Below are 16,632 nucleotides of genomic sequence, written 5' to 3' on the forward strand. Positions count from 1 at the left end.
CGGAAAAAGAAGGTAAAATTACGTACTATTAAGTGTAATTGCATAACTGGCAGATATTGGAGCTTCAAAATGCATCCGACGGTTCAAAAAGTTACCCAGCGAATTATCGACCGCAGCCGCGCCTCTCGAGAGGATTACCTTGGCCGGATGAATGAGCTTAAAGCACAATCGCCGCATCGGGGCGCGCTCTCCTGCAGTAATCTTGCCCATGGCTTTGCTGCTTGCGGCCAAAGCGATAAAGACACGTTGAAGCTAATGAATAAAGCCAATGTGGCCGTGGTTTCCGCCTATAACGACATGCTTTCAGCGCATCAACCATACGCGGGCTTTCCTGATGTTATTCGTGAGGCGGCCCACGGCATGGGGTCGGTGGCCCAGTTTGCGGGTGGTACACCTGCCATGTGTGATGGTGTTACTCAGGGCCAGCCCGGTATGGAACTCAGCCTGTTCTCCAGGGACACTATCGCCATGAGCACGGCGGTAGCTCTGAGCCACAACATGTTCGATGCAACATTATTACTGGGTGTTTGCGACAAGATTGTTCCCGGGCTAATGATTGGAGCACTCAGTTTTGGGTACCTGCCGACCATCCTTGTTCCAGCTGGCCCTATGCCTTCTGGCCTTCCGAATAAAGAAAAACAGCGAATCCGTCAGCTATATGCCGAGGGTAAGATAGGCAAAGAGGAATTACTCGAGGCAGAGAGTAAGTCTTACCACAGTCCAGGCACCTGCACCTTTTATGGCACGGCCAACAGCAACCAATTACTGGTTGAGGTTATGGGGCTGCATTTACCGGGGGCGGCTTTTATTCATCCGAACACACCACTGCGGGATCAGCTGACCCGTGCCGCAACCGAGCAAGTGATTCGTCTATCCAAGCCCCAGGGTGGAGAGCTTGGCTTGGGCGATATGGTTGATGAGAAAAGTATTGTGAATGCACTGGTTGCGCTACTGGTAACGGGAGGCTCCACCAACCATACGCTGCATTGGGTGGCGATTGCCCGCGCTGCCGGCATTATTATCGACTGGGATGATTACGCCGACCTTTCCTCCGCAGTGCCATCCATGACCCGTATCTACCCTAATGGCGAAGAAGATGTGAATGCCTTCCACGAAGCCGGTGGAACACCATTCCTGATTCGGGAGCTGCTTGATAACGGGCTCTTGCATAACGACGTAGAGACGGTTGTAGGGCAAGGGCTGGAACGCTATACCCAAATGCCAGCACTGGAATCTGGCAAGTTGGTCTGGCAGCCATTTACTGGAAAAAGCCTGCGCCCAGACGTGCTAAGCACTGCATCTGAGCCTTTTGCGCCAGACGGTGGTCTCAAAGTGTTGCACGGCAACCTGGGGCGTGGCGTGATCAAGGTGTCTTCGGTTGCGTCAGAGCACCACAGAGTTGAAGCGCCTGCTGTGGTTTTCAATGACCAGAGTGAATTGAAAGCGGCCTTTGATGCGGGCGAGCTGGATAGAGATTGCATAGTGATCGTGCGTTTTCAGGGCCCTAGATCCAATGGTATGCCTGAGTTGCACAAACTGACGCCGTATCTCGGAGTGTTGCAGGATAAAGGGTACAAGGTTGCCCTTGTTACGGATGGCCGAATGTCTGGCGCCTCGGGCAAGGTTCCTGCAGCAATTCACGTGTACCCGGAAGCACTCGAAGGTGGGGCGCTTGCCCGGGTTAAAGAGGGTGACGCAATATGCCTGGATGCCGATAAGGGCACCCTGGACATCCTTGTGGACGAGACGGAGTTCGCAAGCCGGGAACCCGCTAAGCCAGACTTATCGGGATATCAAAAAGGCTTTGGTCGAGAGTTGTTTGGCTGGATGCGGCGTGCGGTCAGCACGCCGGAAGAAGGTGCCAGTGTGTTCGGAGATCAGCTGCCATAACGGTCTAGGCAGGCTGATCCCCGATAGCTCACAGGTAGTGAATCAAGGTGTCTTGATCAAACCTGTACTGTTGGTTGTAGACGCCGTTCTCAGCTCGGCGGCCTGCGGCCAACACCATGGTGACCAGCCCTTTGCGGGGCAGTTTTAGCAGTTTGCGTACACGGCACTCATCAAAACCTTCCATGGGGCAAGAGTCGTAACCGTGTGCACGAAGTGCGAGCATCAGGTTTTGGGCAGCCAAGGCTGTGGATTTGGTTGCCCATACTTTCATTTCGTTCACTGAGTAGGGGCCACGGGGGACAGGGCGGGTCAGCCCTACAGCCAGTCCCAAGGACTTCTTGGCCACTCCCAAAACACCAAATGGCCCTTGGTTGTAGTGAATAGGTGCGATTTTTTTGTAGTACTTCTCAACAATGCCAGGCAGCTTTTCATCCTTTGGCCATTCTTCCAGCGCAAGGCGAGCGTGTTTCCTCCAGGTGTCTGGGCGCGCAACAATTGCAATCAATATGGGCGCAGTGGTCGCTGCGTTTTGCCCCAGGCAGGCTTCGGCAAGCTTGTTTCGTAACTCAGGTGTTCTAACAACAAAAAACTCCCAAGGCTGAAGATTGCTGGAGTTTGGTGCCAGTGTGGCCAGTTCCAGACAGTCCTCGAGTACCGCATCGGGGATGGGCTCATCTGTGAAGCGCCGGATAGAGCGGCGGCTACGAACGACCTTGCGAAACTCCTCAATATCAATGTCTGGTAGGGGTAGGGGGCCTGCTTTTGCGTTCATTATGAATACCTGATGGTGTTGCGGCGAGCGATTCAGGGCTACTTGCCGCCTTGGATTTTGAGCTCTATGGTTACGGGAAATTGATTCTTATGCAATCGCCGGGATGATTTGGAGTCTATGACGGATAAACTTGCCCACCTGTCTTTTGATGAGCTGGTACAGCAGGTACGCGCCTGCACTCTGTGCGCGGACTTCTTGCCACTGGGGCCGCGGCCGGTTGTGCAGCTGTCTCCGGAGTCCAGAATTCTTGTTGTGGGGCAAGCACCCGGAACGCGGGTTCACGAAACAGGCGTGCCGTTCAACGATCCAAGCGGTGACCGGTTGCGGCAGTGGATGGGGATTACGCGGGAAGATTTTTACGATGACCGAAAGCTGGCCATTTTGCCCATGGGGTTCTGTTACCCTGGAACCGGGAAATCCGGTGATCTGCCGCCAAGGCCGGAATGCGCGCCAGCATGGCGTAGTGCATTGCTTGAGCGCTTGCCCAATATCGCGCTGACTCTGGTGATAGGGCAGTACGCCCATGCCTGGCATTTACCCGGTGCAAAGAAATCTGTTACGGAAAACGTCCGGAACTGGCGAGATTTCTGGCCAGAAAAGCTGCCAATGCCCCATCCAAGCCCGCGCAATAACCTCTGGTTGCGCCGGAATCCCTGGTATGAATCCGAGGTGATTCCGGAGCTTCAAGAGCGGATAGCCAAACTGCTATAAGTTTTTCTCAAGGTAGGCATCAAGTGCTTCAACATCACTGGTTGACGCATAGAGCCCCTGTTTGGTTCTGCGCCACAGGATGTCCTCTGAAGTCATTGCCCACTCGTGTTTCACAAGGTGCTGAACCTCTTTCTCATACAGGTTGCCGGTAAAGAGTTGGCCTAGCTCCTCCACAGAGGTACAACCCTGCAGGAGTTCGCGGGAGGCTGTGCCGTAAGTTCTCACATAACGGCTAATAATGTCGTCAGCTAACCAAGGGTAATCCTGCTTGAGTTCGGCTGAAAGGCTATCCTTGGTAGCAAAGTCACCGCCAGGCAAAACTGCGGTTTTCGTCCAGCGGCCACTGGCTTCGGGGAAAAAGTGGCAAAGCTTGTTGGTTGCGACCTCAGCCAGCTTTCTGTAGGTGGTTATTTTGCCACCGAAAACTGAAATCAAAGGCGCCTTGCCTTTTGCCTGATCAATCTCAAAGGAGTAGTCGCGGGAGGCTTTTTGGGCGTTTTCCTCTTCACCGTCCATTAGCGGCCTGACACCGGAGTAGGACCACACCACATCTGAGGGTTTCAGCTGCCTGACAAAGTGCGCATTCACAATCTTCAGCAGGTAGTCTGTCTCTTCCGGAGAGATTTTGGCATCCTTGGGGTCGCCCTCGTACTCAACATCAGTAGTGCCCACCAGAGAGAATTGATCCTCATAGGGGATCACAAACACGATGCGCTCGTCTTCATTCTGGAGAATGTAGGCTTCCTCATCCTGGTTGATCTTGGGCACAACAATATGGCTGCCTTTAACCATTCGAATCGTTTTGGGGGCTGGCATGGAGAGCGTTTCTCCAAACAGCTTGCTTACCCAGGGGCCAGAGGCGTTAACAATAACCTTGGCTGAAACGGTTTTCTCTTCTTTGCTGACCATATTGCGGAGGGTAACAGTCCAGTTCTTGTCTCCACGCACCGCATTCACGCACTTGGTTCGGGTGAGTATGGTTGCACCAGATTCCTGTGCCTTTTTCGCAGTGAGAATGACCAGCCTTGCGTCATCAACCCAACCGTCGGAGTACTCAAACCCTTTGGTGATGTCCGGCTTCAATGGCCCTGACTTATCGAAGCGGATTGAGCGCGACCCCGGGAGCATTTCACGTTTCGCCAAGTGGTCATAAAGGAACAAGCCTGTGCGTATCATCCAGGCTGGTCTCAAGTGAGGGCGATGGGGAAGTCGAAAGCGCAATGGCCGCATGATATGAGGCGAGTTCTTGAGTAGAGACTCGCGCTCAGCCAAGGCTTTTTGCACAAGCCGGAACTCATAGTGCTCAAGATAGCGAAGCCCGCCGTGAATGAGCTTGCTGCTGTTCGAGGAGGTTGCAGATGCCAGGTCATTCATTTCACAGAGCAGCACCTTGAGGTTGCGGCCAGCCGCATCCATCGCTATTCCTGTGCCGTTGACACCGCCGCCAACCACGACAACATCGTACTGTTCATGCCCCATAGTCATTACTACTCATCTCCTGATGCTGTGGGAAAAGACGCCATTTTGATGTGCTGAAAGCGAACTTTTCTGAAGCCAAATAGATTATTTGAATAGTATGCGAAAGACTTTGGTTTTCGTAAAGGAAAATAGGGAAAATAAACGAAGATTTAGATGCGTGCTAAAGTTGGGCTGGTAGCTGAATGCCTGGGGGCTTCTCAAACAATGTGGAGTTTGATGCTGTGCTCTTTCAGAATCCGGGAGATTTCGACAGGTGGCTTTTGGTCGGTAAATACATGATCTGCCTGCGATATGTTGCCCAGCCTGACCATTGCATTTCGACCGAACTTGGAATGGTCAGCGGCGAGTAATACCTGATTGGAATTCGCGATAATAGCCTGGGCCACGCGAACTTCGCGGTAGTCAAAATCAAGCAGGGAGCCATCGTTGTGGATACCGCTGATTCCGATGATGCCGAAGTCCATTTTGAATTGATTGATAAAGTCGCGGGTTGCCTCGCCAACAATGCCGCCATCACGACTTCTGACCTCGCCGCCGGCAATGATCACATGAAAATCCTCCTTGGCAGAAAGGATGGAGGCAACGTGCAGGTTGTTGGTCACAACCTGCAAGTTATTTTTCTGGAGCAGGGCTTTGGCGATGGTTTCGGTGGTGGTGCCAATATTAATGAACATTGAAGAGTTATCAGGAATCATTGCAACCATGGCTTCGGCAATGCGTTCCTTTGCTTCCAGATCCATTATCTTTCGATCATGGTAGGAGGTATTCATGGTGCTGGAGTCAATCCCGGCCCCGCCGTGATGTCGGCGTAACTTGTTCTCTTTGGCGAGTTCGTTCAGATCCCGGCGGATTGTTTGTGGGGTTACCTTGAATTGGTCTACCAGCTGCTCGGTGGTTACAAAGCCGTTCTGTTGGATCAGTTCTATAATCTGATCCTGTCGCCGCCGCTGTGCCATTCAAAAAGCCTCCACCCTGTGGTTGTTCTTATGCGAAATAATGAGCAATTATAAACTCAGGTAGAGTAAAGTTTAGTCTTTTTGAGCGTTTTATACAGCATTTAGAGCCACTTATCTGTTCGTCAGCAGATGATGTTTGCGAAATCTCTTGGCAATCATATTCAAAAAAGTAAACATACGAACAAATAAGAAAGCGAGGACGAAATAGCGATGAGCCAGTACCTGCTATCCATTGATCAGGGCACAACCAGTTCCCGAGCCATACTGTTTGATTTGAAAGGCAACATTCACGCCGTACGCCAGCAGGAATTTACTCAGCTTTTTCCAGATAGCGGGTGGGTTGAGCACGATCCAGAGGATATCTGGTCAACCGTCACCAAGACTTGTAATGAGGTCATGGCGGAGGAGTGCGGAGTAGATGATGAGGTTGTTGCAGTAGGCATCACCAATCAGCGGGAAACCACCATCGTTTGGGACAGGAATACAGGTAAACCGGTTTACAACGCGATTGTGTGGCAGGACCGTCGAACAGCTTCCTATTGTAAGTCCCTTAAGAGCGCGAGCCGTGAACCTGCAGTTCACAGCAAAACCGGTCTGTTAATTGATCCCTATTTTTCTGCCACCAAAATTCGCTGGATTCTTGATAATGTTCCTGGTGCCCGTGAGCGTGCAGAGCGGGGAGAGCTCGCCTTTGGAACGGTTGATACGTTTTTGCTCTGGCGTCTGACTGGTGGCCGCGTGCACAAAACTGACGCCACTAACGCAAGCCGAACCTTACTGTTCAACATCCACACCCAGCAGTGGGACCCGGATCTGCTTGAGCTGTTCAACATTCCTGAATCCCTGTTGCCCGAGGTGCTGGATTCCGCTGACGATTTTGGTGAGATCACTAAGTGTGAAGCCCTCAATGGGGTGTCGGTGCTTGGTGTGGCGGGTGATCAGCAAGCAGCCCTGTTCGGCCAGACCTGCTTCGATGTAGGAATGGCCAAAAGCACCTACGGCACTGGCTGCTTTCTCATGCTCAACACGGGCGAGAAGGCTTTGAAATCAGAGCACAGGCTGTTAACAACAGTGGCCTACCGCTTGAATGGCAAGCCTACCTACGCCATGGAAGGCAGTATTTTTGTGGCGGGCGCGGCGATTCAATGGTTGCGCGATGGTCTGCAGTTAATTGAGAACGCCTGCGACACAGAGCCATTGGCAAAGGATACTCCGCTAGATCACGGTGTGTATCTTGTGCCTGCATTTACCGGGTTGGGTGCGCCTTACTGGGATCCCAACGCGCGGGGAGCGATTTTTGGTTTGACCAGAGATACGGGCATAAAAGAAATCGTAACTGCGGGGCTGCAGTCGGTGTGTTATCAAACCAAAGATTTGCAGAAAGCCATGGAAAAAGACGGTATGCGACCGATCACTCTGCGGGTTGATGGCGGTATGGTGGCGAATAATTGGGTGCTTCAGTTCCTTGCAGACATTCTGGGCGCGAGAGTAGACAGGCCATCCGTTATTGAAACAACCGCTTTGGGTGTGGCGTATTTGGCGGGGCTCAAAGCAGGGGTTTATGAGTCACTCGACGAGCTCTCGGAATTGTGGCGGTGTGACCGTAGCTTTGAGCCCATCATGACGAAACAAAAGCGCGATGAGCTGTATGAGGGATGGATTCATGCCGTTCAGAAGCTCTGATCAGCCCCGTTGAGATCAGTAGGCATAGCCGGGAGTTGGGGGTTAGCGAACCCCCAACTCCCGTAGTCGTTTGTATAGCGTGTTTCGGCTGATTGAAAGCTCCCTGGCCGTGCTGGACACGTTACCTTTGCACCTGTGATAAACCTGCAATATATGGGCATGGCTATTACGCTCATCGCCCTCCCGCCGGCAGGGAATCTTAGCTGGCTCAGGCTTGAAATCATCTGAGTGCTCGGAACCAGCAATTTCGTCTGCCGGTGTTGTGCCGCCGAACTCGGCGAGAAAGTCTGCAGGCAGGTGCCAAATCTGTACGTCCTCGCCATCTGCCAAGGCGATGGCCACTTTCAAAACGTTTACCAGCTGGCGAATGTTGCCTGGCCAGGAGTGGTTTTCCAGCGCGGATAATAGCTGAGGGGCTAAAGATTCACTTTGGCCCGGATCTCGATGTTGCTGATATATATGCTGAATCAGGCTTCGTATATCTTTACGGTGTCTTAAGGCCGGCAGCTCCACAGACAGGCCGTTGATCCGATAATAAAGGTCCGCCCGGAACTGCCCGGATTCGATGCGGGATAGGGGAGAGCGATTGGTGGCTGTGATTAATAGAATATCAACCGCAACATTTTCTGTTGCACCCACCGGCGTAACCACCCGTTCCTGTAATACCCGAAGTAGCCTTGATTGGGCGGAAACCGGCATTTCGCCAATCTCATCGAGAAACAAAATGCCTTTGTGAGCATTGCGGATTAAACCAAGGGAGCCTTTAGCTCTAGCGCCTGTAAATGCTCCAGGCTCGTAACCGAACAGCTCTGATTCCACAAGTTCTGGCGGTATGGCTGCACAGTTGACGGCAACCAGTGGCTGATCTTTTCGGTGCGAAGCCTTGTGCAACGCATGCACCAGAACTTCTTTTCCTACACCTGTCTCACCGGTTATCAAAACCGGAACGCCTCGCTCCAGAACTTTCAAACTTTGCTCAGCACATCGGCGTACGGAGGTATCACCGTATTCGAGGTTGGAAAAGCTTGCCGGTTTATCAGGGAAAGTGGAGCGCTGCATATCTGCTTTCGTCTCAGCAGGCGCTGTTCGGATGGTTGAGGGTCGTTTTACGAGGGCGCTTAGTCGGACTTTACTTTTGGTTTTCAGCTGCAGCGGAGCCTGTTCCGGGTGGCCAAGAACGTCACTGCGACTGGTAGTGAACAGTTCATCGAGCATGACATTCTTTGTTTGAGTGCCCAGTAGTTGATCTGCTCGTCGATTGCTGGCGACAACCCGGCCTGAATCATTGCACACGAGGATTCCGGACCAAGGGCTATCAAAGTTGTCGGCGGTCGTATTGAGGGTGATTTGAAAGAAGTCCGCCTCAAATTGTCGATTGAGCAGCCGGTTTTCAACGGATTGAGCAAGCAGGCGTACCATACCGAGAGTGTGATGTTGTGGCAGATAGGCATCGCTGAACACGCTCAACACACCTGCCAGCTCTTTTTCTGAATCGAATATGGGGGCAGCTGAAGCTATGAGGCTTCTGTGCACCTTCAGGAAATGCTCGCTCCTTTGTACCTGTACCGCCCGCCGGCTTGCTATGGCTGTTCCTATGGCGTTGGTGCCACATAGCTGCTCCTGCCAGTTGGCACCTTCCCGGAACCAGGGCTTCAACCGCGATTCAGTGGTGCGTTGGTCTCCCCAGCTTTTCAGAACAGTGCCCTTGTGGTTCGCCAGTAGAATCAGGCACCGACTGCTGGAAAGTACGTTCTGGTAATAAGGAACCACCTCAGCCTCTGCGCTGGCGAGTAGCTCATCATATTGGCGCGTTATATCTCGCAGCTGTTCAGTGCTGAGTGCTGGCTGAATCGGTTCGCCTTCGTGGTCAAGACCCAAGGCTATACAGCGTTGCCAGGATTCAGAAACGTCCGTTCGACTTTCCGTTTGTGGGCTATTCTTCATCAGACTACATCCCTGTGTTCGTTTTCTTGTTTTTGAGATGCTTTGGGGAGCATGTGTTCAGTTGATGCGTGAGAACTGTTCAATAATCTGTTTAACAGTTGTTCACGTCAATGCTTCGTTTGAACAAATTGTTTCCAAACGAACATCAATGCTTTCGTATGTGAAGCTGTCGTAAATATGTAATAGTGCGGTAAATCATGAAGTTGGTGGTGTTCTAGAGGGTTGAAAGAAAAAAGTGGTATGAGCTTTGCGTTCATAAACACAAACAATAAGTTTCCGGGTGTTCGTTTTGTATCCGGTTGCGCTTTTATAAGAATAACAAGGAAAGCTTATGTCCTTAACGCTGGAGAACCTCTCCCGCACGGTCGACGGTGTCGATTACGTTCGGGATGCCAGCCTCACGTTTGAGGCGGGATCGTTCAATGTTCTGCTTGGCCGGACACTCGCCGGCAAAACCTCAATGATGCGCCTGATGGCCGGGCTTGATAAGCCGACGAAGGGGCGTGTGCTCTATAAGGGTGAAGATGTAACCGGGCAAAGCGTGCAGCGCCGGAACATTTCGATGATCTACCAACAGTTCATTAATTACCCCACGCTCACCGTTTACGAAAATATCGCCTCACCGCTACGCCTTGCCAAAATGTCAGGCTCAGAAATTGATCGCCGGGTGAAAGAAACGGCATCAATGCTACAGATCGAACCTCTGCTTAAACGTTACCCTCTTGAACTTTCTGGCGGCCAGCAACAGCGAACGGCTATGGCGCGAGCATTGGTCAAAGATGCAACGCTGGTGTTGTTCGATGAACCCCTGGTGAATCTGGACTACAAGTTGAGAGAAGAGCTTCGTGCTGAGCTGCGTGATCTGTTTCGAGAGCGTCAGTGCATCGCAGTTTACGCAACCACGGAAGCCAATGAGGCTTTGGCGCTGGGTGGCACCACAACTCTGTTACATGAAGGTGGCGTTGTTCAGAGCGGGCCTGTTATGGATGTTTATCGTTCACCCGTTAACACCCTTGCAGCACAGTTGTTCAGTGAACCCCCCATGAACATCATTCGCGGCCGTGTAAGCGATACCGAGGTGACCTTTGATGAATATTCACACCACGCACTAACACAAGAGTTGGCAAGACTGGCCCCTGGCGACTATTGGTTCGGGATTCGCCCCAGCCACATTGCGCTGGTGCCTGCGAATGATGATGACCTTGAAATGTCCATGGAAGTTGCGCTCAGCGAGATCAGTGGCTCTGAAACCTTTATGCATGTTGAAAACAGCCATTTTGAGATGGTGCTGCAGTTGATGGGGGTTCATCAGTACCACACTGGCGCGCCGCTCAAGGTGTACTTACCAGTAAACAAACTGTTTGTGTTCGATAGTAATGAGCAGCTGGTGCACACACCAACACGGGTTTCAGGAGGTGCAAACTGATGGCTGAAATTCAATTGAAATCTTTGGCGCACAGTTACAGCGCCAACCCATCGGGCCCCGGTGACTACGCCATCCGTCAGCTGGATCATGTATGGCACAAGGGCGGAGCCTATGCACTGCTTGGGCCATCGGGTTGTGGCAAAAGCACCATGCTGAACATTATCTCCGGGTTGGTTCAGCCTTCTGAAGGGGAGGTGCTGTTTGACGGCAAACGGGTGAATGAGCTGTCACCCCGAGACAGGAATATTGCCCAGGTGTTCCAGTTCCCCGTGGTCTACGACTCGATGACCGTATTCGAGAATCTGGCGTTCCCCCTCAAGAACAACAAGGTGCCTGCTGCAAAGATCAAAACCCGCGTGCAGGAAATTGCAGAGGTGCTTGAGATTGAGGACAAGCTGCACAAAAAGGCGAAAAACCTTACGGCTGATGAAAAGCAAAAGGTTTCGATGGGTCGTGGTTTGGTGAGGGAAGATGTCTCCGCCATTTTGTTTGATGAACCTTTGACGGTTATCGATCCTCAGCTTAAGTGGAAGTTGCGTAGAAAGCTCAAGCAGATTCACGAGAAGTTTGATATCACCATGGTGTACGTCACCCACGATCAGCTTGAGGCATCAACGTTTGCTGACAGGATTGCCGTGATGTACGACGGGCAGGTGGTGCAGTTCGGTACACCCACGGAACTCTTCGAAGCACCCAATCACACGTTTGTCGGCTACTTCATCGGTAGCCCCGGAATGAACATTTTAGAGGTGGAGAGATGTTCGGGGGGCGTTCGGTTTGATTCAACCGAACTGCGCCTGGAGCCATGGCAGTTAGACCTTCTGGGAGCCATGACATCGGAAAACGTGAAGGTTGGTATTCGGCCCGAGTTTATCGAAATCTCCCCGGTAATGTCCGATGACACCTACGCCGCTGAAGTGCGGGATGTGGAGGATCTGGGTACCTACAAGATTGTGACGGTAGAACTTGGCGGGCAACAGATGAAAGTGCGCCAGAGTGAAGAGTTTGATGCCGGCATTGGTAGCCAGGTAAATCTCCTGTTCCCGGCGCAGTGGCTAATGCTTTATGTGGATGAATTCCTGGTACAGGAGCAACAGTGATGGACAAGATCCCGGATAACAGAGCCTGGTGGCTCGTCCTGCCGGTTTTCCTGCTAGTAGCCTTTTCTGCACTCATACCACTGATGACGGTGGTGAACTATTCGGTTCAGGATATTTTTGGCCCGGGCCAAGCGTACTACGTTGGTACGGAGTGGTTTAAAGAAGTTCTGACGGATCAACGGTTGCAGGATTCATTAATCCGACAGTTTGCCTTCTCCGGCGCGGTATTGTTGATCCAGATTCCTTTGGGCATAGGTGTCGCCTTGATGATGCCCAAGTCCGGAATCAAGGGGTCACTTTGCCTCATTCTGGTCGCTATTCCGCTCCTTATTCCCTGGAACGTTGTAGGGACTATCTGGCAGATATTCGCCCGGGGTGATATCGGATTATTTGGTTGGGCGGTGAACCAGGCCGGCATCGATTACAACTACACCGGGGATACAGTAGATGCCTGGCTGACCGTCCTTCTTATGGACGTTTGGCACTGGACACCTCTGGTTGCTCTATTGTGCTACTCAGGATTGAGGGCTATTCCTGAGGCGTTCTATCAAGCGGCTGAAATTGACCGTGCTTCCAAATGGGCGGTGTTTCGTTATATCCAGCTTCCGCGTCTCAAGAGTGTATTGATCATCGCTGTGCTGTTGCGGTTTATGGACAGCTTCATGATCTATATCGAACCCTTCGTACTCACTGGCGGGGGGCCGGGAAGCTCGACAACCTTCCTTAGCCAGACCCTGACAACCATGGCAATAGGGCAGTTTGATCTTGGGCGTGCAGCGGCATTCTCACTGATCTACTTCCTGATCGTATTGCTGATCTCCTGGTTGTTCTTCACAGCCATTACTCACGCCGATAAAGAAAAATAAGGAGAGTGTGATGAGGCAAACAGGCTATAAAAACATCGGGATCACAATATACATCCTGCTCCTTCTTACGCCGGTTTACTGGCTACTGAACATGTCGTTCAAAACCAACCGTGAAATTCTGGGGGGGCTTACGCTGTGGCCGCAGAATTTCACGTTTGATAATTATGCCGTGATCTTTACAGACCCCAGTTGGTATAACGGCTACCTCAACTCAATGGCGTATGTGTCTATCAACGTGGTGATTACCTTGTTGGTTGCTTTGCCTGCGGCCTACGCCTTCAGTCGGTACAAGTTTCTGGGGGACAAGCATCTGTTCTTCTGGTTGCTCAGCAACCGGATGGCACCGCCGGCGGTTTTCCTGCTGCCGTTCTTCCAGTTGTATTCATCTATCGGGCTTTTCGATACCCACATCGCCGTCGCACTCGCGCATTGTTTGTTCAACGTGCCCTTGGCAGTGTGGATTCTTGAGGGGTTCATGAAGGGCGTTCCTCGTGAATACGATGAGATGGCTTACATCGATGGCTACAGCTTTCCCAAGTTCTTCATCAAGGTGTTTTTACCGATGATTCGCTCAGGTATCGGCGTGACGGCCTTCTTTGCCTTCATGTTCTCGTGGGTTGAGTTGCTTCTGGCCAGAACACTGACCTCTGTGGATGCTCAGCCAATTGGCGCAATCATGACTCGTACGATAGGGGCGAGTGGTATTGATTGGGGTGTGCTGGCGGCGGCCGGCGTTCTAACAATAATCCCAGGCTTGCTGGTTATCTGGTTCGTTCGTAACCATGTGGCTAAAGGCTTCGCTCTCGGGCGCGTTTAAGGAGAAAGCATATGATTGCCTGGATGAATTGGACCCCTACGGTCATCGTATTTTTTGCAGTTATTGCAATGATTCTTGCGGTAATGACCGTTTACGAAATCGTGTCTCCCTGCACAGAGCGCAAAGGCTTTCTACCAATAGAGACAACGCGCGGAGACCGGTTATTTATTGGTTTGCTTTCGGCTGCCTACATACATCTCACCTTCCTTGCGGTTAGTGACATCACTTTGTGGATTGCGCTGGCAGTCTCAGTTGTCTGGCTTCTGGTTCTGTTGCGATGGGGCTAGAAAGGCGGCCGAACAAGGTGCGATAAACGCACCCTGAATAAACTTGCTTAAATGTTGTAAAGGATTCGAAACCGAACTATTTTTTCACCAGGAACGAACGTGATGAGTGTTTGGGTTTCGGAAGGGCAAGGCTAGAGGTAACAAGAGCTGTAACAAGCCAAAAACCGGAGCGAAGGTTTTCTTCGCCCCATTCATAATAAAGATGACGAGGTTGGGTATGTTTAAAAACAATAAATATCCTAAGACCCTACTGCTTGGCGCTGCAATCGGTGCCGTCAGTATGGGCCTGAGCTTGCAGGCCAGTGCTGACCAGTACTCGGATGCAGCTGAAAAGTGGGTAAACGACTCGTTCAAACGGTCTACCCTTACCAAAGAACAGCAGATGGAAGAAATGGCGTGGTTCACCAAGGCTGCGGAGTCGTTCCGTGGCATGGAAATCAATGTCGTATCTGAAACCATTGCGACCCACGAATACGAATCCAGTGTGTTGGCCAAGGCCTTTACAGATATCACGGGTATCAAGCTTACCCACACCCTGATTCAGGAAGGGGATGTTATCGAGAAGCTGCAAACCCAGATGCAGTCTGGGCGCAACATCTATGACGGCTACGTTAATGACTCTGACTTGATTGGTACTCACGTCAGGTACGGTAAGGTTGTAGCGGTTGAAGATATTATGAAGGGTGAGGGCAAAGAATTTACCCTGCCAACACTGGATCTTGATGATTTCATTGGCCTTGATTTCACTACAGGGCCTGATGGCAAGTTGTATCAATTGCCTACCCAGCAGTTTGCCAACCTTTACTGGTTCCGCGCTGACTGGTTTGAGCGCGACGATCTGAAAAAACAGTTCAAAGATATATACGGCTATGAGCTTGGTGTTCCTGTTAACTGGTCTGCCTACGAAGACATTGCAGAGTTCTTCTCGGTTCACGTTAAAGAGATAGACGGCAAAAAAGTATACGGCCACATGGACTACGGCAAGAAGGATCCCTCCCTGGGATGGCGCTTCACCGATGCCTGGTTCTCCATGGCTGGTGCTGGCGACAAAGGCCTGCCTAACGGTTTACCTGTAGATGAATGGGGCGTTCGGGTAGAGGATTGCCACCCTGTTGGTTCTGATGTTTCCCGCGGTGGTGCTACAAACAGCCCGGCTGCTGTATACGCGACAGAGAAGTACGTTGACTGGATGGGCAAGTATGCGCCACCAGAGGCCACAGGGATGACCTTCTCTGAGTCCGGCCCAGTGCCTGCACAAGGCAATGTAGCCCAGCAGATTTTCTGGTACACAGCTTTTACTGCCAGCATGATCGAAGAGGGTCTGCCAGTTGTAAACGAGGAAGGTTTACCCAAGTGGCGCATGGCACCTTCACCACGTGGCCCATACTGGGAAGAGGGCATGAAACTGGGCTATCAGGACGTTGGTTCCTGGACGTTCCTGAACTCGACACCTGAAAAACGTCGCTTGGCGGCATGGCTTTACGCACAGTTCACCGTGTCGAAAACGGTGTCCCTTGAAAAGCTTGTGGCAGGTCTGACCCCGATTCGCGATTCCGATATTAACTCGGACGTGATGACGGAAATGGCACCTAAGCTGGGCGGCCTGGTTGAATTCTACCGCAGCCCTGCACGTGTTCAGTGGACGCCTACCGGCACCAACATTCCCGACTACCCGAAGATGGCTCAGCTGTGGTGGCAGTATGTTGCACAGGCAGCCAGTGGCGAAGCCACAGCGCAGGAAGCGCTTGATGGTTTGGCAAAGGCTCAGGATCGGGTTATGGAGCGGCTACAGAGAGCCAATGTTCTGACCACCTGCGCTCCAAAGCTGAACGAGCCGCGTGATCCGCAGTACTGGTTCGATCAGCCTGGCGCACCCAAGCCCAAACTGGCGAATGAAAAAGTGCAGGGTCAAACTGTACCTTATGATGAGCTGATTAAAACCTGGGAAGATGCTCGCAAGAGCTGAGCCCGGTAGTAGGTTGTAGTAACTTGCCGGGCACTGTCATTCAGGCGGTGCCCGGCAAGCCGCTTTATCCCATCCCGCATAAAAAATTGCACGTTTGCCTTCTCACTGACATGATCCCTATTACGCTTGCTTGAACTCACGAGTATCGTAATACCGGATGAGCCCATGCTGAGGAGTTTTTCATGACGGCCAAGAACGCTCAGCGCGAAACCATCCTATGGCAAACCGGCCACTGCTACCTTGGAGAGGTACTGGTTGCATGTACACCAAAAGGTGTATGCGCTGTGCTCCCAGGAGAGACTGCCGACGAATTGGTTGAAGACCTTGCTGAACGTTTCCCCCGCGCTGAACTCACCCATGCAAACGATTCCCGGGCACCTTGGTTTACCGAGGTAATGAACCACCTGATCGACAGCCGAAGACCACTCACTGTCGAACTTGATCTTCGTGGCACGGAATTTCAATGCAAGGTCTGGCAGGCACTGCAAGAGATTCCTTCAGGATGTTCGTCCAGCTATGGGAACATCGCACAGCAGATAGGCATGCCCACTGCCTCCAGAGCTGTCGCAGGCGCTTGTGCAGCTAACCCGCTGGCGGTGGTTGTGCCATGCCATCGAGTGTTGCGCGGTGATGGCAGTCTTTCTGGTTACCGCTGGGGCGTTAAACGAAAGCAAGCCGTACTGAGTCATGAGCAGGGGCTGTCTGATCGCTGATGCCTCTAAACCGTTTCAATTC

General features: G+C 51.9%; 14 protein-coding genes. 10 read left to right on the top strand and 4 right to left on the bottom strand.

The genetic code is table 11. The features are described from left to right. Positions 1-69: 69 nt before the first annotated feature. A complete protein-coding gene (edd, locus tag RG807_RS01095; RefSeq protein ID WP_309043192.1) occupies positions 70-1,890 on the top strand; it encodes a phosphogluconate dehydratase in 1,821 nt (606 codons plus the stop codon). A gap of 28 nt (positions 1,891-1,918) precedes the next feature. Here edd and RG807_RS01100 read toward each other — a convergent pair whose 3' ends face one another. After that, positions 1,919-2,662, bottom strand: a complete 744-nt coding sequence (locus tag RG807_RS01100; RefSeq protein WP_309043193.1) for a nitroreductase family protein — start codon at positions 2,660-2,662, stop codon at positions 1,919-1,921. Between the two features lie 117 nt (positions 2,663-2,779). Between RG807_RS01100 and RG807_RS01105 the strand changes: the two genes are divergently transcribed. Further along, positions 2,780-3,373, top strand: coding sequence for a uracil-DNA glycosylase family protein (locus tag RG807_RS01105; protein WP_309043194.1), 594 nt, complete (start codon positions 2,780-2,782; stop codon positions 3,371-3,373). Here RG807_RS01105 and glpD read toward each other — a convergent pair. Both glpD and RG807_RS01115 read right to left on the bottom strand, forming a co-directional pair. Continuing rightward, positions 3,368-4,858 (bottom strand): glycerol-3-phosphate dehydrogenase, encoded by a 1,491-nt coding sequence (gene glpD, locus RG807_RS01110; protein ID WP_309043196.1) that lies wholly within the window; start codon positions 4,856-4,858, stop codon positions 3,368-3,370. The two genes, RG807_RS01105 and glpD, sit on opposite strands and share 6 nt — an antisense overlap. A 191-nt stretch (positions 4,859-5,049) precedes the next feature. After that, the gene (locus RG807_RS01115) at positions 5,050-5,808 is read right to left on the bottom strand and encodes a DeoR/GlpR family transcriptional regulator (RefSeq protein ID WP_309043197.1); all 759 of its coding nucleotides are present in this window, start codon (positions 5,806-5,808) and stop codon (positions 5,050-5,052) included. Between the two features lie 210 nt (positions 5,809-6,018). Between RG807_RS01115 and glpK the strand changes: the two genes are divergently transcribed. Beyond that, positions 6,019-7,491, top strand: coding sequence for a glycerol kinase GlpK (gene glpK, locus RG807_RS01120; protein ID WP_309043198.1), 1,473 nt, complete (start codon positions 6,019-6,021; stop codon positions 7,489-7,491). A 42-nt stretch (positions 7,492-7,533) separates the two neighbouring features. On the opposite strand, the gene RG807_RS01125 is transcribed toward glpK, so the two are convergent. Further along, entirely contained in the window at positions 7,534-9,435 is a 1,902-nt protein-coding gene (locus RG807_RS01125; protein ID WP_309043199.1) for a sigma-54-dependent Fis family transcriptional regulator, read from the bottom strand. 331 nt (positions 9,436-9,766) lie between these two features. Here RG807_RS01125 and RG807_RS01130 point away from each other — a divergent pair, with 331 nt between their 5' ends. The 7 genes from RG807_RS01130 (at position 9,767) to RG807_RS01160 (ending at position 16,610) form a co-directional block, all read left to right on the top strand. After that, on the top strand, positions 9,767-10,861 hold the full coding sequence (locus tag RG807_RS01130; RefSeq protein WP_309043200.1) for an ABC transporter ATP-binding protein: 1,095 nt from the start codon (positions 9,767-9,769) through the stop codon (positions 10,859-10,861). Next, complete coding sequence (locus RG807_RS01135) at positions 10,861-11,961, top strand: ABC transporter ATP-binding protein (protein WP_309043201.1); 1,101 nt, start codon at positions 10,861-10,863, stop codon at positions 11,959-11,961. The genes RG807_RS01130 and RG807_RS01135 overlap by 1 nt, the downstream gene beginning before the upstream one ends. Continuing rightward, on the top strand, positions 11,961-12,827 hold the full coding sequence (locus RG807_RS01140) for a carbohydrate ABC transporter permease (RefSeq protein WP_309043203.1): 867 nt from the start codon (positions 11,961-11,963) through the stop codon (positions 12,825-12,827). Before RG807_RS01135 ends, RG807_RS01140 begins: the two co-directional genes overlap by 1 nt. Positions 12,828-12,837: 10 nt before the next feature. Then, a complete protein-coding gene (locus RG807_RS01145; RefSeq protein ID WP_200200998.1) occupies positions 12,838-13,644 on the top strand; it encodes a carbohydrate ABC transporter permease in 807 nt (268 codons plus the stop codon). Between the two features lie 11 nt (positions 13,645-13,655). Beyond that, a complete protein-coding gene (locus tag RG807_RS01150; protein WP_200200997.1) occupies positions 13,656-13,931 on the top strand; it encodes a DUF2160 domain-containing protein in 276 nt (91 codons plus the stop codon). Between the two features lie 217 nt (positions 13,932-14,148). Beyond that, positions 14,149-15,897 carry an ABC transporter substrate-binding protein gene (locus tag RG807_RS01155; RefSeq protein WP_309043205.1) on the top strand — a complete coding sequence of 583 codons (1,749 nt, stop codon included), beginning with the start codon at positions 14,149-14,151 and terminating at the stop codon, positions 15,895-15,897. Between the two features lie 182 nt (positions 15,898-16,079). After that, positions 16,080-16,610: a methylated-DNA--[protein]-cysteine S-methyltransferase gene (locus RG807_RS01160; RefSeq protein WP_309043207.1), complete on the top strand. Its 531-nt coding sequence runs from the start codon at positions 16,080-16,082 to the stop codon at positions 16,608-16,610. The last annotated feature ends 22 nt before the right edge of the window (positions 16,611-16,632 follow it).

The organism is Marinobacter sediminicola (genome assembly GCF_031157525.1).
Lineage (GTDB): Bacteria > Pseudomonadota > Gammaproteobacteria > Pseudomonadales > Oleiphilaceae > Marinobacter > Marinobacter sediminicola.